Origin of the sequence: Candidatus Enterococcus willemsii, from assembly GCF_009933335.1 — a bacterium.
GTDB lineage: Bacteria > Bacillota > Bacilli > Lactobacillales > Enterococcaceae > Enterococcus_F > Enterococcus_F willemsii.
On the sequence record NZ_MAEL01000038.1, the window covers coordinates 16,248 to 37,835 of the forward strand.

Consider the following 21,588-nt stretch of genomic DNA (forward strand, 5'->3'; position numbering starts at 1 on the left):
TCAATCGCTATGAAATGGAAACTAAAAATAATGGTGGCTTTAACGCTCTTTCTGTCCTTCTTTGGCTTATTATCTTTTGTGGCAATTTTTGTGGCAGATGAACCTCAAGGTAATTCTTCTGATTCCATTGTTATTCAAGGAAGTGGTTTGTCTGTTTCACCAGAGGTCCTAAAGTATCGCTCCTTAGTAGAAAAATACGCAAAACAAGAGAATATTGAGGACTATATCCATATTCTCTTAGCGATTATTCAAGTTGAAAGTGGCGGCACTCTAAAAGATGTCATGCAATCGTCAGAATCAAAAGGCTTACCTCCAAATACGATTACTGATCCCGAAGAATCAATAAAACAAGGTGTTTCTTATTTTGCAGGACTGGTACGTTCTGCGGAATCGTTAGGTGTTGACCAACAAAGCGTGATCCAAGCGTACAATTACGGTGGGAGCTTTTTAAATTATGTCGCGAAGAATGGGAAAACTTATTCCTTTGAGTTAGCGGAAAGCTTTTCTAATGAACAAGCCAAAGGTCAACGAGTGACTTATAAAAATGCACTTTCTATTCCTAAAAATGGCGGCTGGCGTTATAACTATGGCAATATGTTTTATGTGCTATTAGTTATCCAATATTTAGAGACAGCTTCGCAAAAGTTTGATAATCAAACCGTTCAGATAATTATGGATGAAGCGTTGAAATATCAAGGCTATCCCTATGTTTTTGGCGGTTCCAATCCAAATACCTCTTTTGACTGTAGCGGCATTACCCAATGGACCTTTCAGAAAGCTGGCATCATTTTGCCTCGTACTGCCCAAGCACAATACGAGGTGATGGATCATTTGCCTTTGTCACAAGCTGAACCAGGAGATTTAATTTTCTTTCACTCGACCTATGCAACTGCCGATTATGTGACACATGTCGGCATTTATGTAGGAGATATGAGAATGTACCACGCTGGTGATCCGATTGGTTACACCGACTTAAATGAAAACTATTGGCAGCAACATTTAATTGGTGCTGGACGAATAAAACAATAAGAAATGAGGACAATTCATGAAAATTCATATTGAACACAAACCTAAAAAAGAAAAAGCAAACAGACAAAAGAAAGTCAAAACCATCCACTTGGGCACTCACAAAAAGAGTGTCCTTTTCTTGTGGCTGTTATTGATTGGTAGCTTTAGTTTTGGCCTGTATAAAAACTTTACCGCTATTGATACACACACGATTCATGAGACAACAGTCATTGAACCTGTGCTTGTGGATACCCATGCGATTGAGAGTTTTACTCTTAATTTCATTCAAGAATATTATTCTTGGGAAAATAACAAAGAAGCCATTGAGCAACGACCTGAACGAATCAATCGTTACCTGACTTCGGAATTACAAGAATTGAATGTAGATACAATTCGGACCGATATTCCCACGAGCTCTTCTGTCAGTGATTGTAAAATTTGGCAGATACAATCCATTGATGAACAGAATTTTGTAGTAGTTTATACGGTCAAGCAACAAATTAAAGAAGGCGAAGAAACGAAAAATGTGGCTTCTACCTATCGAATCACGATTCATCAAGATAAGAATAACAATCTAGTTATTACAAGTAATCCAACCGTCTGGGCAGCACCGAATCCCTCTGAATTTCAACCAGATACACTTGTAAACGATAATAATATTGATGAACAAACGAAGCTAGAAATTCTCGATTTTTTAGAAACTTTCTTTAAGTTGTATCCCAATGCTACTAAGAATGAATTGGATTATTATATGATGGAAGATGTTTTACCAATAATCAGTCAAAACTTTATTTACTCTGAGTTGGTGAATCCAATTATTCAGAAGAAAGAGAAACAGTATCTAGTAAAAATAGCCGTTCGATATTTAGACAATGAAACAAAGATTGAAAATATTTCCCAATACCAATTAACTTTAGAGAAGAAGGATAACTGGAAAATAATAATGAATGAATAAAGAATATTAAGATGAAAACAATACTTGAATATTTAGTATAAGCAAAAAAAATTGTATGTCACTATAGCAAACTTATAATGATTTAGCATAAATAATCCAAAATATAGCGTGAAATCAACCTTCTATGAGAAGTATAAGCAAATTCACCTTTATTCTAACTTATAACTATTTTCATTACATTACTTAAAAAGGTCTCTCCAATTTTTTCCAAATAAACAGTATAACTTTTAATGATATTTTCCAAGTCAAACTTAATATTAACAATTCAAAACTATTGGAACCACTGCAAAATATTTTGTTAAGCAGTATATATTTCAAAAATTATACGTAATATATTTGTAGAAAGGTTGTGGACAGTTGTCCTATTGACCTGAAAAGTAATATAATAGCTGGATGAATAAAGAATCCCTTATGAACTTGTAAATCGTTATTAAATCGCTGAATTTTGATAGCCATTCTGAAGAGTTATCTTCAACTACTACACTAACTTCCATTAATTTCTCATTAATTTCCCTTTCGTTCAAAAAATATGGTTGGCTTTACAAGCATTCTATCATATGATAGAATTAAGATAACATTCAAAAGGAGATAATAAAAATGCGGCAAGGTATTCTTAAATAAACTGTCAATTAGATAGCGGGAATAATTAATTAAGCATCCTTATTTAAAATAAGGACTGGTTTTTTGTGCCCAGTTTAAGAATACTTTTATCATTTTATCATAAAGCATCTGTGGCTATCAGTGTGTAGTATACAGCTATTTTTGTATTAAAATCCCAGTGATAAGAGTATTTATCACTGGGATTTTTTCTGCTTTTTGAGCTTTTGAATGGAGGAAATAAAATTGAAAATTATTAATATCGGTATCTTAGCACATGTTGATGCAGGAAAAACTACTTTGACAGAAAGCTTACTATACAGTAGCGGAGCAATTAAAGAGTTAGGAAGTGTAGATAGCGGTACAACGAAAACGGATACTATGTTTTTGGAACGCCAGAGAGGTATTACTATTCAGACCGCAATAACATCTTTTCAACGGGAAAATGTTAAAGTAAATATTGTAGATACTCCTGGACACATGGATTTTTTGGCAGATGTATACCGTTCATTATCTGTTTTGGATGGAGCTATTTTGCTAATCTCTGCAAAAGATGGAGTACAGTCACAAACTCGTATACTATTCCATGCACTTAGAAAGATGAACATACCTATAATATTTTTTATTAACAAAATTGATCAAAATGGAATAAATTTGCCAGATGTTTATCAAGATATTAAGGACAAACTTTCTGACGACATCATAATTAAGCAGACTGTGAATCTAAATTTGAAACCTTATGTAATAGATTATACTGAACCAGAACAATGGGAGACAGTAATTGTGGGAAATGATTATTTATTAGAAAAATATACCATTGGGAAAACATTGAATATTGCAGAACTTGAAAAGGAGGAAAACGAAAGAATTCAAAGTTGCTCCTTATATCCTGTTTATCACGGAAGTGCAAAGAATAATATTGGAATTAAACAACTTATAGAGGTAATTACTAGCAAATTATTTTCACCCACACAACTCAATTCAGATAAACTTTGTGGAAATGTTTTTAAAGTAGAATATTCAGATGATGGTCAACGGCTTGTCTATGTACGTCTTTATAGTGGAACGCTACATTTGCGAGACTCAGTCAATATATCAGAAAAGGAAAAAATAAAAGTTACAGAAATGTATACTTCAATAAATGGAGAATTACGCCAGATAGATAAGGCAGAGCCTGGTGAGATTATTATTTTAAAAAATGAGCTTTTAAAACTAAATAACGTACTTGGAGATAAAAAAAGATTACCACATAGAGAAATTCTTGAGAATCCTCTTCCTATGTTACAAACAACAATTGAACCATGTAAATCAGTACAAAGAGAAAAGTTACTAGATGCACTTTTTGAAATATCCGATAGTGATCCCCTTCTACAATATTATGTAGATACAGTAACTCACGAAATTGTGCTATCTTTTTTAGGTGAGGTCCAAATGGAGGTAACTTGTACTCTGATTCAAGAAAAATATCATATTGAGATAGAAACAAGAAAACCAACTGTCATTTATATGGAAAGACCATTAAAAAAATCTGAATTTACCATTGATATCGAAGTACCTCCAAATCCTTTCTGGGCTTCTATTGGTTTATCTGTAACACCACTTCCTTTGGGTAGTGGCATTCAGTATGAGAGCCTGGTTTCTCTAGGTTATTTAAATCAATCATTTCAAAATGCAGTTATGGAAGGTATACGCTATGGGTGTGAACAAGGATTGTACGGTTGGAAATTAACAGACTGTAAGATCTGTTTTAAGTATGGTCTATATTACAGCCCTGTCAGTACGCCAGCAGATTTCCGAATGCTTGCGCCTATTGTACTAGAGCAGGCTTTTAGAAAGAGTGGTACAGAGTTATTAGAGCCATATCTTAGCTTCGAAATTTATGTACCACAAGAATATCTTTCGAGAGCATATAATGATGCTTCCAAATATTGTGCAAATATTTTAAATACTAAGTTAAAAGGTAACGAGGTCATTCTCATTGGTGAAATTCCAGCCCGTTGTATTCAAGAGTATCGAAACAGTTTAACTTTCTTTACAAATGGACGCAGTGTCTGTTTAACAGAGTTAAAAGGTTATCAGGTTACTAACATTAAGTCTGCTTTCCAACCACGTCGTCCAAATAATAGAATAGACAAAGTAAGGCATATGTTTAATAAAATCAACTTACATTGATAGTGAACTAAAGAGAAATTTTTAAAATGAATATTGAGTTGTTAATTAGAACAGGAGGATATAGATATTGTAAATACTAGGTGGATACTGTGCCCTATATGTGGCAATAAGACCCGTTTAAAAATGAGGGAAGATACTGAATTAAAAAATTTCCCTCTATTTTGTCCTAAATGCAGACAAGAAATTTTAATTGAAATAACGAAGTTTAGAATAACTGTAATTACAGAGCCAGACGCAAAGACGCAGAGCCGATAATTCGAGATATCAAAATCTCATTTTATCGGCTTTTTCTTTTCTATGCATACCATTGAGCTTAGTTCTTGATATCCTTTATAAGAAAATAAGTGTACTGATTTTTTTTGCAGTAGCTGTATTACAGTAGACATCCCTCAAGCATAAAAAGTATACAATTAAAATTCAATACTTGATTATTGATGAAGTACAGAGTTACTCGTCATTTCAAAACTAGTATATCAGTCAAGTTTTTCCTAAGGAACAAAAACGAACTTCGCTATGGGAATCAAAAATTTTTAGTCGGATGAAGTGATATGCAATAAATCCAGAAAATTTTCCCAACAACAAAAAAATGAACTGTACTTTGCAGCGATAAGAGTAACCAAAGAACTATTTATCATTCGCTCTAGTTCCTAAGTGTAACAAAGATAAATTCATTTTCTATTTATGATTAACAAAAATCAGAAAAAATTCATTACATCTTTGTAATCAATCTTTCCTGATAGTATTAATTAATCCATTGTGTATTATTGAACTAGTTAAATTTACATTTTTCTCCGTAAATTGCTTGAATCACTTTCCCAATCGTCACTAATTCATCTTCATCCAGACAATCCAACTGTGCTTCTACTTGAAGACGTTTGGAGCTTTTATGACTGTTTTCTTCCCCTAAAATAAATCCATCCAAAGAAATATTTAGCAAAGTCACTAAATCATATACAACATGAAAACTTGGCTGTTGTCCTTTATTTTCAATGTTCGTCAAATAGCGTGGCGCAATCTGGATCATTGATCCTACCTGCTCACGAGTCAATCCTTTACTAAGACGGGCTTCTTTAATCGCAAGACCCAATGGTTTGAAATCAAAAGTTCTATGTTTTTTTCTGTCCATCATATATCACCTATCGGCATTATACTGTTCCTATCTAAATGTAAACAGGCCTTATATAAAGCAGTATATAGCTTAAATAAATCCTATTTTTTTCAAATTGCTAAAAGAAAAAAAAAATCAGTCTTTTAGCGATTTCTTTCCTATGCACAAAAATATATCTGAGTACACTAAACGACGATTTCTGAATCGTCATTTTTTTATGTGTAAAGCTAAAGACGATGTTTTTGGGAGAATAAACCATGACTCATGACAGCATCCATTGGATTTATTTACTAAATTTATCAAAAAAATTTTTTCTATTTCAAAGAATCCTTTCGGATTAAAATGTAGTTTCCTGGTTCTATTAAAAGGGAACTATTTGTGTGAATTACTTTGTCCATATCGTCGGATATGGACTTTTTTGTGTTTTTCTAAAAGTTTTTTTCAAAAATTCCGTCATTTCCTCTCTTTACGTCGGGTTATATTACGAAAGGAGATAAATGTTCATTGGAATCATCTTCTTTCTCAACGGGAAAGGAGATGTGAATGACATGAGTTCTTCCCTGTTCCAAGCTGCCATTGAAATGCAATTTGACTATATTTGTAAACGATCCATTGATGACGAACGTAAGGATTATTTAAAGTCTCTCAGTCGGATATCAAAAAAAGAAGTCGCTTTTTCAGAACTAGATGATTATGTAGTGGAACAGTTTGCTAGTATTGACCAGTATCCATCCGATTTCAGTTACTTTGAATTGGAGGGTGCAGAAATTGCTGTTAAAAGTATGTCTCTAGGAGAAGCATTAGAGCGTTTGCCAAAGAAAAAAAGAAACATTATCTTGTTTTATTACTTTATTGAAATGAATGACGCAGAAATTGCAAATTTGATGGGATTGAGTCGCTCAACGGTAAATGAGCATCGACACAAAGCGTTACATTTGATTCGAAAATTCATGAAGGAGGATGCGCAATGAAGACAACCTATTCCAGAGTCCCCTTTGACGTGATTGTACAGGCAATTGATGGTGATGTGGTGGCAATTAATCAAATCAAAGAACATTTTCGTCCGTATATGATGCAACGCTCTCTCCGGTTTCTGAAAGATGAAGTAGGGCAAAAACATCTGGTGGTAGATGAAGTATTATCTGCTCGTCTTGAAACACGTTTGCTTACAAAAATCTTAGCATTTAAGATTTGATAGCTTCATCCTTCGTGGAGGTGTGGTCAACCTCTCACACTTCCTCGATTGTTTATTATTCCATGAAAGTTTACTGGTTTAAGCAAATTTTCATGGGCTAGTAAGCCACTTGCTCCTTGACAACTAAATAGCATAATTAGATACGTTCAGTTTTAGAAGAAGCGGTGTAAGAAAGTGCGCGATGATTTTCATTTGAAAGGAGCGATACACACTTTGGTTACAGCTTTCATTTTGGGAAAATGGAAGTGCGAGGATCTCTAAGCTGGATAATGATACACCTACCTTGAACGCCTCACCGCATTAGGTAGCTCTCCGCGTATGAGAAGAGATGAAACTTCTGTGGGTCTTCCCAGACCGTCTAATTATGAGTACTACCGATTGTTACAAGGATTTATACACCTGTTACTAAGACCAGATACTGATTTCTGCCTTTGAATTGTTAGATGCAAAATCTGTTAGTTTAATGGCATCGCCCAGATTCATTTTTTCAATGGATCGCTCGCCGCTTTTCCATTTTTTGATGGAACTTAAACTGATACCTGTGTGGTCAGAAAGTTCTTTTGCTGGTTTTTCTTTCAAAATTTTACGAATTAAATGAATGTCTGCGATACCTTGTTTCATAAGGGATTAGCCTCCTTTTCATAGAAAATTTTACCATGCCACTGTAGTGGTTTTCAAGCTTATTTCAAGGGTACTATAGTGGTCTGGCGGAATTTTTGATAGGAGAGAGCCAAAAATACAAAAATAGATAGGTTTTTAAACTTTCTTAAACGAGGTGATGAAATGAAAATTGAAATTTCATTAGAAGACAATAGTGAAATAATCGAAGTTTTAACCGAACAGATACTGCAGCGAATTGAAGAACAATCAACAAAATTTTCTTCTGTCAATGACTTACCACCCTATCCGAATCGTAAGCAAGTCAAAAAAAGATTACGTATTGGAGATGACCGATTAAATCAGTGGATTGCCTCAGGATTAAAAGTCATCCCTTTTGGAAAAGAAGCTCGTTTTGATCGCGATGATATCAAAGATTTCTTACACCACTTAAAAGTTTAAGTTTGACGATTTACGCCAATCCGCCTATGATACCAGTATGGAAGGAGGAAAAACGATTTCCCTTTGATATACTGGCGAATCATTCAAAGGAGAACTCCCATGATTAAAAAATATACAAAAAAGAATGGGTCTACTGCTTATCTGGTTAAAGTCTATTTAGGCGTTGATCCGCTTACTGGAAAGAAGAAAACAACAACCAAGCGAGGGTTCAAAACCCAAAAAGCAGCCAAACAAGAAGTAGCACGTTTACAGTTACTCGCACAAGAATATGATCTTGTCATCGAGTCTAACCGATTGTTTTCGGATATCGCTTTAGAGTGGTTTGAACAATATAAAAATACGGTCAAAGAAAGTACCTATGTTGTTCAAAGAGTCGCATTAAACAAACATATTCTTCCACTATTTGGTGAACGGAGAATTTCTAAAATCTCCATTCCGTATTGTCAGAAACAAGTCAATCATTGGTATTCCTATTACAAAAAGTATTCTAATCTGATTGGTATGACAAACTCCATTTTTCAATACGCCAAAAGCTTACGACTGATTCGTAGAAATCCAATGGAAGGCGTTATTCGACCAAAGAGACAAAAACAAATTGATGAAGAAAAATATACGGCTCCCTTCTATACGAAAGCAGAAGTTCTATACTTCTTGCAAATTGCTAAAAAATATCCTGATCCATTGTACCCAATGTTTCATATTTTAACTTTTACAGGCTTACGTAAAGGTGAATTACTAGCTTTACGATGGAAAGACATTGATTTCAAACGAGGAACCCTTTCTGTTAAGCAAACATTAACGACTGTTGAAGATTGGAAATTAGCTTTCCAAACCCCGAAAACAGAAAAAAGTTTGCGAACTATTTCGATTGATAATCAAACTTTATCAATCTTTCGACAATGTATTCTTAAACAAAAAGCCTTTTTTTTAAAAACAGGTAGAAAACCTGTGGAAAATGGCGCACAACTTCTTTTCACGACAGAAGAAAATAAACCGCATTACCTAGATTTCTTAAATCATAATTTAACTAAAATACTGAAAGAAAATAAGTTAAAGCATATGACTGTTCATGGTTTTCGTCATACGCATTGTAGTTTATTGTTTGAATCAGGAGCTTCTATCAAAGAAGTACAAGTTCGTTTGGGTCATACGGATGTTCGAACTACCATGGATATTTACGCCCATGTGAGTGAACAGAAAAAAGAAGAAACGGCAGATCGTTTTGCTGATTACATGAATAAGTTGCACGAGGAAGAAGATGGGATGGTCAAAAGGATGGTCAAAACGAAAAAAGAGCAGACTCCACCTATAATGAAGTCTGCTAAAAGCTGATAAATCAGCGTTTTTCTTATTCCGCAGCGTTTGCGTCTTTGAGACCGTATTTTTTGTTGAAACGGTCCACGCGGCCATCTGCTTGAGTGAATTTTTGACGACCAGTGTAGAATGGGTGTGAATCTGAAGAAGTTTCAACACGGATTACTGGGTAAGTGTTTCCGTCTTCCCACTCGATTGTTTCTTGTGTAGTTTTAGTTGAACCTGACAAGAATTTGAAACCAGTTGATGAATCTAAAAATACTACTGGATGATAATCTGGATGGATGTTTTCTTTCATTGCGCTTTCTCTCCTTTGCCCTGAACCATTTGCTGAGTCAGAGTTGATTTTTTTACAACAGTACCATATTAACATGATTCAATATGATATGCAATTATCTTTTTACATTTCTTTTCGGTCTTTTTTCATTGAATGTTACATCATGAAAAACCTTTAGAAATTCCTCGTTGTTTTTGGTTTTCTTCAATATTTGCACGAATTGATCGGTATATTCTAAAGAATCACCAGTCATATGGTTGCGCAAGCGCCATGTTTCTTCTAATTGTTCAGGTGTCATTAATAAATCTTCTTTGCGCGTGCTTGAACGTTTCAAGTCGATTGCTGGGAAGACACGACGTTCCGCTAATTGGCGTGACAATTGCAACTCCATATTGCCAGTTCCTTTAAATTCTTCATAGATGACGTCATCCATGCGGCTGCCAGTATCGACTAAAGCTGTGGCTAAAATCGTTAAACTGCCGCCTTCTTCAATGTTACGTGCAGCACCAAAGAATTTTTTGGGTTTATACAAAGCAGCTGGGTCAATCCCACCGCTTAATGTACGACCGCTTGGTGGCACAACTAAGTTATATGCACGAGCTAGACGGGTAATACTATCCATTAAAATGACAACATCACGCTTGTCTTCGACTAAACGCATCGCTCGTTCCAAGACTAATTCAGCAACGCGGGTATGATTACTTGGTTGCAAGTCGAAGGTGGATGACACCACATCGCCTTTGACGCTACGTTCTAAATCCGTTACTTCTTCAGGACGTTCATCAATTAATAAAACAATTAACTCAACGTCTGGGTGATTTTCAGTAATTCCGTTGGCAATTTCTTTCAACACACTCGTTTTTCCGGCTTTGGGTGGCGCAACAATCAATCCTCGTTGCCCAAATCCAACGGGCGAAAATAAATCAATCATGCGCGTAGATAGACGATTCTTGGTCGTTTCTAGCTTGATTTGTTTTTCTGGATAAAGCGGTGTTAACGCTGGAAAATGCGGACGCTCCTTGGCATCTTCAGGATCTTTACCGTTGACACTTTCCACATGCATTAAACCATAGTAACGTTCAGACTCTTTAGGTGGGCGTGCTTTCCCTGCCACACTATCTCCATTTCGTAAGCCAAAACGGCGGATTTGTGAACTTGAAATATAAATATCTTCCGCACTTGGCCCATAGTTAATTGGGCGTAAGAAGCCATACCCATCTTGCCCAACAATATCTAAAATGCCTTCCATGTAGAAAAAGCCTTGTTTTTCTGCTTGGGCACGAATGACCGCTAGCGATAATTCTTTTTTATTCATTTGACTATAGTAAGGAATTTTAAATGATTTGGCATACGTATAAATTTCTTTTAACGTTTTATGATCCAGCTCTGCCATTGTTAAATAGTCAGCCATAAATTACTCCTCTACCATCTTAATGTCTGCACCTAAGGCGGTTAACTTTTCAATAATATGGTCGTAGCCACGTAAAATATATTCGACTTTTCCGATAGTTGTTGTTCCTTTTGCCATCAAACCAGCGATTACTAGACAAGCGCCGGCACGTAAATCAGAGGCTACGACTTCTGCTCCTCGTAATTCACTAGGTCCTTCTAAAATCATCATATTGCCCTCAATCGAAGCTGATGCGCCCATCCGAACAAGTTCTGGAATATGATTCACACGTTGAGAATAAATCGTATCTGTCACTTCAGAGGTACCATTAGCCTTCAACAAAAGTGGCGTAATTGGTTGCTGCAAGTCTGTAGCAAAACCTGGATAAGGATATGTTTTGACTGCTGTTGCTTTTAAATTTTTTGCAGGATGCACATAAATACTATCTTCCGAAATATCCATCGCAACACCAATTTCTTCTAATTTAGAAATGAAGCTATCTAGATGTTCGTAAATAACATTTTTGACAGTGATTCCCTCACCAACTGCAGCAGCTAAAGATAAATAAGTTCCTGCTTCAATTCGGTCTGGGATAATTGAATGACGACAGCCATGCAATTCTTTGACCCCTTCAATCCGAATTTCATTCGTACCTGCGCCACGAATCTTAGCACCCATATTATTTAATAAAGTAGCAACATCGATAATTTCTGGTTCTCTGGCTGCATTTTCAATAATCGTGCGTCCTTCTGCTTTGACAGCAGCTAACATCACGTTAATCGTCGCACCGATGGAAACCATATCTAGGAAAATACGCTCTCCTTTTAAACCATCTTCTGGGGTACGCAAATACATCGCCCCATGTTCATTGGTTACCGTTGCGCCTAACGCTTCAAAACCTTTTACATGTAAATTAATGGGACGTGGGCCTAAGTGACAACCACCAGGTAAACCAACCACACCTTCACCAAATTTACCTAATAAGGCTCCCATGAAGTAATAAGACGCACGCAAGCTATTAATTTTGCCGCTTGGCATTGGAATAGAAACAATTTCTGTTGGATCAATTTCTAATTCATTATTTTCAAACTTTGTTTTAACCCCCATAATTTCAAGAATTTCAATTAACGAATGGACGTCTTGAATATCTGGTACACCTTCTAAAATTACTGGAGAATCTGCTAAAATCGCTGCTGGAATTAATGCCACTGCACTATTTTTTGCCCCGCTGATAGTAATTTCACCAGATAATGGGCGATTGCCATTAATGACTATTTTTTTCATATATTTTTCACCTATTATTTTTTCAAATTTAAATACACATCATTGAACATTTTACCATATCTTGCACGAATAAAAAAGTTAAGTAAATTTCCTATCCCTCTTGTAAAATAAATAGCAACAACCGATAATCATTAATAAATGATGAGAAGAGAGGACTCTATTATGCAGACAAAACGTTTCTATGCAGAAAAAAATGGCGACATTTATTGCAACCTATTTATTGATACTCCTGCAGCGCTTCGACGTCTACAACATGAGTTGATACGCTTGAAATTTACACATTCACAAGTCTTAGAAATGCCCAGCTTAAAGGATAGTTTGTCTGAAATTGGTGTCTCTTTGACGTTGGAATATATACTAGTCATTATTAACAAACAACGCCTTTTTCAATATGCTGTTCATCCTATCACAACGCCGACTGTTGCTCCTTTTTTAGCCAATGACAAAATAGTCATTCACTCAGATTATATCGAGATATTTCCCGAAGCTGACGCAAAACCACCTTATGCTTCCTTTGAAATTTTGGCGTAAAAAAACACGTGTAGCATTACTGCACGTGTTTTGCTAATTGAAATTTGATTTTGATGCCATTTGGATCCATAGTAATTAGTTGATTATCTTCTTTTACATAATCCACTTGATGATTTTGCCAATGTGCTTCCAATTTGCTTAATTCTTCTTGATTTGTGACAAACGTATAATAATCTAATCCCAAATCGTCTGCTGACATGGCTGGAATATTGTGTCCCATCCAAATATTTGAACCAATATGGTGATGATAGGTGCCTGTTGCAAAAAACTTTGCTTGCTTCCCAAAATCGGATTTTAAGGTTAAACCTAAACTATTTGTATAAAATTGTTCCGTTTTATCTAAATCTGCTACTTTCAAATGGACATGACCGACTGTTGTGCCTTTCGGAAAAGTTGCGTGCTGTCTATCAGCTGCAGCAAGAACACCATCAGCATCCATTTCAATCGTAATGCCTACAATCTCACCATCTTCACGAATATCCCATTCGCTCTTTGGTTTATCACGATAAACTTCAATCCCATTGCCTTCTGGGTCAGTTAAATACAGCGCTTCGCTATAGCCATGATCACTAGCGCCAGCAATTGGTGCGTTCACGGTTAAATAATGATACAGTGCATTACCTAAATCCCGGCGAGTTGGCAATAAAAAAGCCACATGATATAAACCTGTTTTAGGTGTTACGGGTAGCGGGTTTGCGACTTTAGTCAAAATCAACAACGTCGTCTCTTCTGTTCCTAACATACTTTGTCGCTCAGAAGTTTCTCGCAGCGTTAAACCAATTACTTCTTGGTAAAATTTTGTCATATGTTCAAGATTCGCCACTTTGAGCGCGACCAATCCAGGATGTGTCTGTTCAGATAATTGAAAAGCTGGATGAATTGTCTTCATACGATTCGCCTCTTTCGTTTTCTGTATCATACACTACTTATGTTTAGTAAGTGAAGTTATTTGCTCTATGTATGGGCTAAAATATAAAACTTTTTTGTGTAATCATTTACTGATTTATTTTTTATATAAAAAACCCTTAGAAATTTTCATTTCTAAGGGTTAAATATCTAATTAAGCTTTATCAGCTGAACCGAACCATTCGATGTGTTCAATTGCATCTTTCACAATTGCAGCTTTACCTGGTGCTAATAATTTACGAGGGTCAAAACCTTTTCCTTCTAAATCTTTGCCAGCTTCGATATATTCACGAGTTGCTTTAGCAAATGATAATTGGAATTCAGTGTTTACGTTAATTTTAGAAACACCCATTGAGATTGCTTTTTCGATTTGTTCTTGAGGGATACCTGATCCACCGTGTAATACTAATGGTACATCTTGTCCTACAGCATCAGCGATAGCTTGTAAGTGATCAAAAGCTAAACCAGTCCAGTTTTCTGGGTAAGCACCGTGGATGTTACCAATACCACATGCTAAGAAATCAATACCAGTGTTAACCATTTGTACACATTCGTCGATATCTGCTAATTCACCAGTACCGATGATTCCGTCTTCTTCTCCACCGATTGAACCAACTTCACATTCTACAGAAACACCTTTAGCATGAGCTTTTTCAACTACGTCTTTTGCTAATTTTAAGTTTTCATCAAATGGTAAGTGAGAACCGTCAAACATTACTGAAGTGTAACCAGCTTCGATACATTCTAATGCATCTTTATATTCACCATGGTCTAAGTGTAATACAACTGGTACAGTGATGTTCATTGATTCGATTAAATCTTTCACCATGTTTACAACTAATTTGTAACCGCCCATGTATTTTGCAGCACCCATTGAAGTTTGGATTAATACTGGTGCATTTTTTGCTTGAGCAGCCTCAAGAATTGCTTGAGTCCATTCTAAGTTATTTGTGTTATATGCACCTACAGCATATCCGCCTTTACGAGCTGCCTTAAAGATTTCAGTACCTGATACTAATGGCATAATAGTTTCCTCCTAAGTTTTAAAAAACTGTATTTGTTAAGACTTAACTTAACCAACGCTATTATTTTAGCAAATATTGATAGATTTTTCTACTAAAACTATGCAATTCTAGTGAATTTCCATCTTTTCCTTTATTTTAAAACAAAGAATAGAAGAAAATTTTCTGAAAGAATGTGATTATTCATACAAATTTTATCTTTTAAAATAACAATAGAAAATTCTTATCATTTATCGATAGAAGCATCAATAAATGCTTGGAACAAAGGTTGTGGACGATTTGGGCGTGACACTAGTTCTGGATGGAACTGACAAGCTACAAAAAATTTATTTTCTGGAATCTCAACAATTTCTGCTAAGCGATTGTCTGGTGACATCCCAGAAAAGACAAACCCATTTTCTTCAAACTGTTGGCGGAATTTATTATTAAATTCGTAACGATGACGATGGCGTTCTTCAACAACTTCTACATTCCCATAAGCAGCAGCTGTTTTTGTGCCTGGTGTTAATTGGCAAGGATACAAACCTAAACGTAGTGTGCCACCTAAGTTTTCGATATTTTCTTGGTCGGCCATTAAATCAATAATATTGTAAGGTGTTGTTGGTACGGTTTCTGCAGAGTGAGCACCTTCTAAACCAATCACATTGCGTGCAAATTCGACACAAGCCATTTGCATCCCTAGACAAATTCCTAAGAACGGCACATCATTTTCTCTAGCATAACGAATTGCTTCAATTTTTCCTTCAACACCACGATCACCAAAGCCACCAGGAACAATAATTCCATCGGCATCTTGTAAACGCGCGGCTACATTTTCAGCAGTTAGATCCGCCGATTGAACCCAGTCAATCTCAATATCGGCATCGTCAGTAAAACCAGCATGTTTCAATGCTTCAACGACGGAAAGGTATGCGTCTGGTAATTCGACATATTTTCCAACTAAAGCAATTTTAACAGTTTTCTTCAAGTTTAAGACTTTTTCTTCTAGCGCTTTCCATTCCGTCATATCTGCTTCTGGTGCATCAATTTTTAAATGATCACAGACGATTTGATCCATGTTTTGTTTTTGTAAATTTAAAGGAATCGAATATAAGGTATCGACATCCAAGGATTCAATCACCGCTTCTGGTGAGACATCACAAAATTGTGCTAACTTGTCTTTGGTTCCTTGAGATACCGGTTGTTCGGTACGGACAACTAACAGATTTGGTTGAATACCCAAGCTGCGTAATTCTTTTACGCTGTGTTGTGTAGGTTTGGTTTTCATTTCACCAGCAGCTTTTAAATAAGGAATCAAGGTTGTGTGGATATACAACACATTATCTGAACCCACATCAGCTTTCATTTGACGAAGCGCCTCTAAAAATGGCAAGGATTCAATGTCACCGACTGTTCCACCGACTTCCGTGATAATAATATCTGCATTCGTCGTTGTTGCTGCACGCATAATTTTATCTTTGATTTCATTGGTGATATGGGGAATGACTTGGACAGTTGCTCCTAAGTATTCTCCTTTGCGCTCTTTGCGTAAAACTTCTGAATAAATTTTTCCAGTCGTAACATTTGAATATTGATTTAAGTTAATATCAATGAAACGTTCATAGTGGCCTAAGTCCAAATCAGTCTCTGCACCATCATCGGTTACGAATACTTCGCCATGTTGGTAAGGACTCATGGTTCCTGGATCAAGGTTAATATAGGGATCAAATTTTTGAATGGTCACATTCAAACCACGATTTTTTAATAAACGTCCTAATGATGCGGCGACAATCCCTTTTCCAATGGAAGAAACCACACCACCTGTTACAAAAATATATTTTGTCATTAATAAAAACTCCTTCTTCTGTACGTATTTGAAGGTCCAACGATTAGAAAAACGAAAAAAGCTCCCTACTCAATGACATCGCCATTGAACAGGGAGCGTAACGGTCTAATTGTTGACTCTTTGAAAGAGTGCCCAAACAGTATTCTATTCGGTTTGGGTACAAAAGTCAATTCATATACTTTTTTCGTGAAAATTTTCAGAAACAGTTAATCATATGCTGCTCGGGGACCACCAATATATTTAGGACGGCTCGTTAAAGCGGTCACGTGTGCTGCGCCAATTTCTTTGATACTTGGGCGAAACGGCACTTGGACATGCTTTACATGCATCCCGATTGCCGTATCACCGATGTCAACACCTGCCTTTGCGACAATGTGTTCTACTTCTACTGGTGAGTCAAATAATTTAAATGCAGCAACCGAGCAAGCGCCTCCTGCATGTAATTGCGGTCGAACCGCGACAATTTCCAAATCCTTGGCTTCTGCAAATCCTGCTTCAACAACTAATGCACGGTTTAAATGTTCGCAGCCTTGTACAGCTAGAAAAATCCCTTTTTCATCTAATAATTGTTTTAATGTTGCAACAATCCATTCGCCGACTTCTTGGCTCGAATTTTTACCAATCTGCCCGCCCATTACTTCACTCGTTGAGCATCCTAAAACAAAAATATCCCCTTTTTTCAATTTTCCTTGTGTGAGTATTTCTTGCACTACCGTAGACACATCTTGTCTAATTTTTTCTTCTGATAACATCTTCTAACCTCTTTTCCAAATGACGCGTGTTTTTAACATTGGGGCAACAAAATAAGCTACTACGCTACCAAATCCCGCTTGAATGCTGTTTGTCGGAATCGATGCCAAACCGGCAGGAATTCCATATAATAATGTCGTTGCTAAGGCATAGCCGACAACCATAATAATACTACCTAATAACAGCCCAATTAAGTGACTATTTCTACCTTTTTGATACCCGATACCAGCAACCCATCCTTGTAAACCATGAATTACGACTGAAAAGAAAATCCATTGCGGATAACCTGACAATAAATCGATCATGCCGCCACTAAGAGCCCCGACGGATAAACCACCCACAGGACCAAAAAGAAGCGCTGCTAAATAAATGCCGGCATCACATAAAGTAATAAAACCATTTGTTGCTGGGACAGGAATAATAAACATCATCGAAATCGCTACGACTAACGCGGTCATCACACCAAACAAAGAAATATTTCTAACCATGACTTCTCCTCACTTTCTCTCCTTGGTGCCAAACGCTACCAAAATTTTCTTTCACAAGAACGCCCTGTTGAATACTTTCATAGACAAATGCTTTAGCTGCGGCAACCGATGTCGGCAATGATTCCCCTAGTGCTAAATTCGCTGCAATACTTGAAGCAAAAGAACAACCTGCGCCATTAACCGTTTCTAGGGCTAATTTCATTTCTTGAAATACTTGCGCTTTGCCATTTACAGCTAACACCTCCACCGCATGTTCACCAGCTAAATGTGCACCACCTTTTAGACAAACAGCTGTCTCTGTAGATAGTTCCCTTGCAGCTTGTTGTAATTCTTCAATGGTTGTAATCGCACGTTGAACTAAAATCTCTGCCTCTGACAAATTCGGTGTAATCACAGTGACAATTGGAAACAATTCGTTACGCAAGACATCTACATAATCTTTCTCGTAGGTCGTTGTCGTTTCCTTAAATGCAAATACTGGATCCAATACGACAGGCACATTCGGATGTTGTAGCAAAAAATCTTTGATAATTGCAATATTTTCTATTTGATGAATCAAACCGATTTTGATTGCTGCTAGTTCCACATTGGCTAACGTATGTAATTGCTTTGTTAGTAACTCAGGCTCAATACGATGAATTTCAAAGGATACTTCACTAGTTACGACACAAGTTAAGACTGATAGTCCAAATAATTGATGATTTTCAAAAGTTTTTAAATCCGTTTGAATCCCACCACCAGAAAACGGATCGGAACCACCTATCGTCAAAATTATTTTTGTCATGCTTCTCACTCCTCTGCATTTATCTTACGTTGGTTTTTACAAAAAGAAAACGACCAATTGGCTAGTTTTTTACCCATCCAATTTTAACCACTATATGATTTTCTTTGCTGAAAGTTTCCTGCATCGTTATAATAAAGAAAATTGAGTTCAGGAGGTTTTCTCATGCGTTTATGGCACCAACAATTAATTCCACAACTCCCTCGCCAGCAATTATTAGGACAACACCGAGAATGCTGTGCGTTACGAGGAAATGGTTGGGGGAAAAAGCATGCAACCGTTGATTATGTGTTTAATCATTCTCCTTACAAACTATTCCAATACCACGAACTGATTATGCAAGAAATGAAAAGACGAGGTTATACCCCTAATTCACTTTGGGAAGATCCATTATATCGAGGAAATAAATGCCCAAGTTACATTATTTTACCTGCTATCGCCTTAACAACACCCATTTATCCAGAACACAACAATGAGTATCTCGCTATTTGTTTAGCTAATTTAGAACAAAAAGGTATTTTTATTTCTGAATAAAAAGCGTTGCATGCTGACTACCAACATGCAACGCTTTTTTCTAATACAGTTCTAAATATTGCTCTAATTCCCATTCAGAGACGCTTTGTCGATAAGCCGCCCATTCCATGCGTTTCGCTTCCACAAAATTGCCATAAATATGCTCACCCAGAGCGCCACTAATTGTTTCGTCTTTACGCAACTGTTTAATTGCATTATGCAAAGTTGATGGTAAGTCATAAATATGTGCAGCTAAACGTTCTTCTTCCGTCATTACATAGATATTACGGTCAACTGCTGGTGGTGGTGTCAATTCACGACGAACACCGTCCAAGCCGGCTTCTAATAAGACAGCCATCGCTAAATAAGGGTTCGCTGATGGATCCACTGAACGCAATTCTAAACGAGTCGATAAACCACGAGATTCTGGTACACGAATTAATGGAGAACGATTGTGCCCAGACCAAGCAACATAAACAGGTGCTTCATAACCGGGAATTAATCGTTTATATGAATTGACTGTTGGATTACAAACAGCAGTAAATGCACGGGCATGTTCAATTAAACCAGCTAAAAATTGATAGGCTGTTTCACTTAACTGCATGTCTCCGTTTGGATCAAAGAACACATTTTCTTCACCTTTAAATAAAGACATATTACAGTGCATCCCTGATCCAGCAATTCCTACTAATGGTTTTGGCATAAATGTCGCATGCAACCCATGTTTGCGAGCAATCGATTTTACGACTAATTTGAATGTTTGAATATTATCACACGCCTCGACAACTTCCGCATATTTAAAGTCAATTTCATGTTGTCCAGGTGCTGTTTCGTGATGAGAAGCTTCTACTTCAAAGCCCATGCGTTCTAATTCTAAAACAATATCACGACGACAGTTTTCACCTAAATCAGTTGGGGCAAAATCAAAATAACCACCACGATCATTTAAGTCCGTCGTAATTTCACCATTCTCATCTAATTTAAATAAGAAAAACTCAGGTTCAGGTCCTAAATTAAATGACGTAAAACCTAAATCATGCATGCTCTTGATTGCACGTTTTAAGTTTCCACGAGGATCACCAGCAAATGGCGTACCATCAGGATTATACACGTCACAAATTAAACGAGCGACTTTACCATGATCGTTTTCCCAAGGAAAAATCATCCAAGTTGATAAATCTGGGTATAAATTCATATCACTTTCTTCAATTCGTACAAATCCTTCAATTGAAGAACCGTCAAACATCATTTTATTATCCAATACTTTATCTAATTGGCTGATAGGTACTTCAACGTTTTTAATTGTTCCCATAATATCGGTAAACATTAAACGTAAGAAACGAACATTTTCCTCTTGTGCAATCTGCTTAATTTGTTCTGCAGTGTAATCCACTACTGGCATAGTTAATCCCATCCTTTTATTTTCATATCAATTCTCTTTGATGCTTATAAGCGCGGTCCCTTAGGTTGATAAGGGTGCTGTTGATTGAGTCCGCCTTGCGATAAAATTTCATCATAAAAGATTCGACGAACATCTTTATCGGTAAGCGGTTTTTTCTCTTTGACCGTTTGTTCTTCTGCTTTTTTCATTTCATATACTCGCTTGATGCCTGCCATATTTAAGCCATCAGAGAGATAATCTTTTATTTCTAGCAAAACGTCAATATCGTTCAATGAATACATTCGACGATTTCCTTCACTGCGTTCAGGATGGATTAGTTCTTGTTCTTCATAGTAACGTATTTGCCGTGCACTTAAATCAGTCAGTTTCATTACTGTACCAATTGGAAACACGGACATTGAGCGTCGTAGTTCTTTTTCTCGCATAGTGTCTCTCCTCTCTTCTGTAAAATGACAAAGCAATCAATCTACGAGTAATATAGCAATGTTTTTAGGGACTGTCAAGCACTTATGTCAGATAATATTACATGAAAAATAAAAATATTCGGATTTTTGGGTAAAAAGAAAGAAAAATCATCTCTAACTAAAAAAGACAATTCCCCTCCATTTGATATGTACCAATTTTTATGAAACAAAAAATGTTGCCACATACATTGACAATAAACAGACGATTAACGCCGCAACAACAACCAAAAAATCAAGCCATTCGTCATTATGCATCACCTTGAATGGTAAACGTTTCGGTCGAAAAGTCGGGTTTAAACTTTTGGCCTGATAATCCATTGTGCTTGAAAATAAACTATCCGATGGAATCATAAAAATAAGTAAGACGACATAAATACCAGCCGTAGTAATGAAATATGGCCAGTGAAACCATAGACTAACCCCTATTGCTAAGATTGCTGGAACCAATACACTTAATAGCCGTTGCCATTTTTTCTTCATGGACATTCCTCCTTTAACAATAATTGTACCATATTTGTTATTCGCGTGACGTAAAAAAAACCACTTC

25 protein-coding genes are annotated in these 21,588 nt (G+C 36.4%); 10 read left to right on the forward strand and 15 right to left on the reverse strand.

Translation table 11 applies throughout. From position 1 onward, the window contains the following. The first annotated feature begins 9 nt into the window (after positions 1-9). Positions 10-1,029 carry a bifunctional lytic transglycosylase/C40 family peptidase gene (locus BAU17_RS06890; protein WP_002405435.1) on the forward strand — a complete coding sequence of 340 codons (1,020 nt, stop codon included), beginning with the start codon at positions 10-12 and terminating at the stop codon, positions 1,027-1,029. Positions 1,030-1,045: 16 nt separating this feature from the next. Continuing rightward, positions 1,046-1,963 carry a conjugal transfer protein gene (locus BAU17_RS06895; protein ID WP_002405436.1) on the forward strand — a complete coding sequence of 306 codons (918 nt, stop codon included), beginning with the start codon at positions 1,046-1,048 and terminating at the stop codon, positions 1,961-1,963. 718 nt (positions 1,964-2,681) lie between these two features. Here the strand turns inward: BAU17_RS06895 and BAU17_RS14320 are convergent. Further along, complete coding sequence (locus tag BAU17_RS14320; RefSeq protein ID WP_193393255.1) at positions 2,682-2,807, reverse strand: hypothetical protein; 126 nt, start codon at positions 2,805-2,807, stop codon at positions 2,682-2,684. Between BAU17_RS14320 and tet(S) the strand changes: the two genes are divergently transcribed. Together tet(S) and BAU17_RS06910 are read left to right on the forward strand one after the other, a co-directional pair. Beyond that, entirely contained in the window at positions 2,792-4,732 is a 1,941-nt protein-coding gene (gene tet(S) / locus BAU17_RS06905) for a tetracycline resistance ribosomal protection protein Tet(S) (protein ID WP_002405437.1), read from the forward strand. The genes BAU17_RS14320 and tet(S) overlap by 16 nt on opposite strands. 87 nt (positions 4,733-4,819) lie before the next feature. Next, the gene (locus BAU17_RS06910; RefSeq protein ID WP_005228365.1) at positions 4,820-4,987 is read left to right on the forward strand and encodes a cysteine-rich KTR domain-containing protein; all 168 of its coding nucleotides are present in this window, start codon (positions 4,820-4,822) and stop codon (positions 4,985-4,987) included. A 514-nt stretch (positions 4,988-5,501) separates the two neighbouring features. Here BAU17_RS06910 and BAU17_RS06915 read toward each other — a convergent pair. After that, complete coding sequence (locus BAU17_RS06915) at positions 5,502-5,858, reverse strand: helix-turn-helix domain-containing protein (protein ID WP_017370348.1); 357 nt, start codon at positions 5,856-5,858, stop codon at positions 5,502-5,504. Positions 5,859-6,337: 479 nt separating this feature from the next. Here BAU17_RS06915 and BAU17_RS06920 point away from each other — a divergent pair, with 479 nt between their 5' ends. Together BAU17_RS06920 and BAU17_RS06925 are read left to right on the forward strand one after the other, a co-directional pair. Further along, complete coding sequence (locus tag BAU17_RS06920; RefSeq protein ID WP_161902085.1) at positions 6,338-6,811, forward strand: sigma-70 family RNA polymerase sigma factor; 474 nt, start codon at positions 6,338-6,340, stop codon at positions 6,809-6,811. Continuing rightward, positions 6,808-7,035 (forward strand): helix-turn-helix domain-containing protein, encoded by a 228-nt coding sequence (locus BAU17_RS06925; protein WP_002405440.1) that lies wholly within the window; start codon positions 6,808-6,810, stop codon positions 7,033-7,035. The genes BAU17_RS06920 and BAU17_RS06925 overlap by 4 nt, the downstream gene beginning before the upstream one ends. Positions 7,036-7,440: 405 nt before the next feature. Here BAU17_RS06925 and BAU17_RS06930 read toward each other — a convergent pair whose 3' ends face one another. After that, on the reverse strand, positions 7,441-7,656 hold the full coding sequence (locus tag BAU17_RS06930; protein WP_002405441.1) for a hypothetical protein: 216 nt from the start codon (positions 7,654-7,656) through the stop codon (positions 7,441-7,443). A gap of 162 nt (positions 7,657-7,818) precedes the next feature. Here BAU17_RS06930 and BAU17_RS06935 point away from each other — a divergent pair, with 162 nt between their 5' ends. Together BAU17_RS06935 and BAU17_RS06940 are read left to right on the forward strand one after the other, a co-directional pair. Beyond that, positions 7,819-8,094 carry a hypothetical protein gene (locus tag BAU17_RS06935; RefSeq protein ID WP_002405442.1) on the forward strand — a complete coding sequence of 92 codons (276 nt, stop codon included), beginning with the start codon at positions 7,819-7,821 and terminating at the stop codon, positions 8,092-8,094. A 99-nt stretch (positions 8,095-8,193) separates the two neighbouring features. Further along, positions 8,194-9,426, forward strand: coding sequence for a site-specific integrase (locus BAU17_RS06940; protein WP_060815585.1), 1,233 nt, complete (start codon positions 8,194-8,196; stop codon positions 9,424-9,426). A 16-nt stretch (positions 9,427-9,442) separates the two neighbouring features. Here BAU17_RS06940 and BAU17_RS06945 read toward each other — a convergent pair whose 3' ends face one another. From BAU17_RS06945 to BAU17_RS06955, 3 genes are all read right to left on the reverse strand, one after another. Further along, positions 9,443-9,706 (reverse strand): type B 50S ribosomal protein L31, encoded by a 264-nt coding sequence (locus BAU17_RS06945; RefSeq protein WP_161902086.1) that lies wholly within the window; start codon positions 9,704-9,706, stop codon positions 9,443-9,445. 94 nt (positions 9,707-9,800) lie between these two features. Further along, positions 9,801-11,096 (reverse strand): transcription termination factor Rho, encoded by a 1,296-nt coding sequence (gene rho / locus BAU17_RS06950; protein ID WP_161902087.1) that lies wholly within the window; start codon positions 11,094-11,096, stop codon positions 9,801-9,803. Between the two features lie 3 nt (positions 11,097-11,099). Then, positions 11,100-12,359 (reverse strand): UDP-N-acetylglucosamine 1-carboxyvinyltransferase, encoded by a 1,260-nt coding sequence (locus tag BAU17_RS06955; protein ID WP_161902088.1) that lies wholly within the window; start codon positions 12,357-12,359, stop codon positions 11,100-11,102. 162 nt (positions 12,360-12,521) lie between these two features. Between BAU17_RS06955 and BAU17_RS06960 the strand changes: the two genes are divergently transcribed. Then, positions 12,522-12,890, forward strand: a complete 369-nt coding sequence (locus BAU17_RS06960; RefSeq protein WP_161902089.1) for a hypothetical protein — start codon at positions 12,522-12,524, stop codon at positions 12,888-12,890. A gap of 16 nt (positions 12,891-12,906) precedes the next feature. Here the strand turns inward: BAU17_RS06960 and BAU17_RS06965 are convergent, their stop codons facing one another. The 6 genes from BAU17_RS06965 to BAU17_RS06990 all read right to left on the reverse strand — a co-directional run bounded on the left by BAU17_RS06965 (position 12,907) and on the right by BAU17_RS06990 (position 18,665). Beyond that, complete coding sequence (locus tag BAU17_RS06965; RefSeq protein ID WP_161902090.1) at positions 12,907-13,779, reverse strand: VOC family protein; 873 nt, start codon at positions 13,777-13,779, stop codon at positions 12,907-12,909. Between the two features lie 171 nt (positions 13,780-13,950). Next, the gene (locus BAU17_RS06970) at positions 13,951-14,820 is read right to left on the reverse strand and encodes a class II fructose-bisphosphate aldolase (protein WP_161902091.1); all 870 of its coding nucleotides are present in this window, start codon (positions 14,818-14,820) and stop codon (positions 13,951-13,953) included. Between the two features lie 224 nt (positions 14,821-15,044). Beyond that, positions 15,045-16,643 carry a CTP synthase gene (locus BAU17_RS06975; RefSeq protein ID WP_161902092.1) on the reverse strand — a complete coding sequence of 533 codons (1,599 nt, stop codon included), beginning with the start codon at positions 16,641-16,643 and terminating at the stop codon, positions 15,045-15,047. Between the two features lie 206 nt (positions 16,644-16,849). After that, positions 16,850-17,395: a TIGR01440 family protein gene (locus BAU17_RS06980; protein ID WP_161902093.1), complete on the reverse strand. Its 546-nt coding sequence runs from the start codon at positions 17,393-17,395 to the stop codon at positions 16,850-16,852. 3 nt (positions 17,396-17,398) lie between these two features. Next, complete coding sequence (locus BAU17_RS06985; protein WP_161902094.1) at positions 17,399-17,881, reverse strand: ECF transporter S component; 483 nt, start codon at positions 17,879-17,881, stop codon at positions 17,399-17,401. Next, positions 17,874-18,665, reverse strand: a complete 792-nt coding sequence (locus BAU17_RS06990) for a hydroxymethylpyrimidine/phosphomethylpyrimidine kinase (RefSeq protein WP_161902095.1) — start codon at positions 18,663-18,665, stop codon at positions 17,874-17,876. Before BAU17_RS06990 ends, BAU17_RS06985 begins: the two co-directional genes overlap by 8 nt. Positions 18,666-18,827: 162 nt before the next feature. Between BAU17_RS06990 and BAU17_RS06995 the strand changes: the two genes are divergently transcribed. Further along, positions 18,828-19,196 (forward strand): TIGR02328 family protein, encoded by a 369-nt coding sequence (locus BAU17_RS06995; protein WP_161902096.1) that lies wholly within the window; start codon positions 18,828-18,830, stop codon positions 19,194-19,196. A 40-nt stretch (positions 19,197-19,236) separates the two neighbouring features. Here BAU17_RS06995 and glnA read toward each other — a convergent pair whose 3' ends face one another. From glnA to BAU17_RS07010, 3 genes are all read right to left on the reverse strand, one after another. Then, positions 19,237-20,577, reverse strand: coding sequence for a type I glutamate--ammonia ligase (gene glnA, locus BAU17_RS07000; RefSeq protein WP_161902097.1), 1,341 nt, complete (start codon positions 20,575-20,577; stop codon positions 19,237-19,239). Positions 20,578-20,621: 44 nt separating this feature from the next. Continuing rightward, positions 20,622-21,002 carry a MerR family transcriptional regulator gene (locus BAU17_RS07005; RefSeq protein WP_161902098.1) on the reverse strand — a complete coding sequence of 127 codons (381 nt, stop codon included), beginning with the start codon at positions 21,000-21,002 and terminating at the stop codon, positions 20,622-20,624. A 198-nt stretch (positions 21,003-21,200) separates the two neighbouring features. Next, on the reverse strand, positions 21,201-21,521 hold the full coding sequence (locus BAU17_RS07010) for a hypothetical protein (protein ID WP_161902099.1): 321 nt from the start codon (positions 21,519-21,521) through the stop codon (positions 21,201-21,203). Positions 21,522-21,588 lie beyond the last annotated feature (67 nt).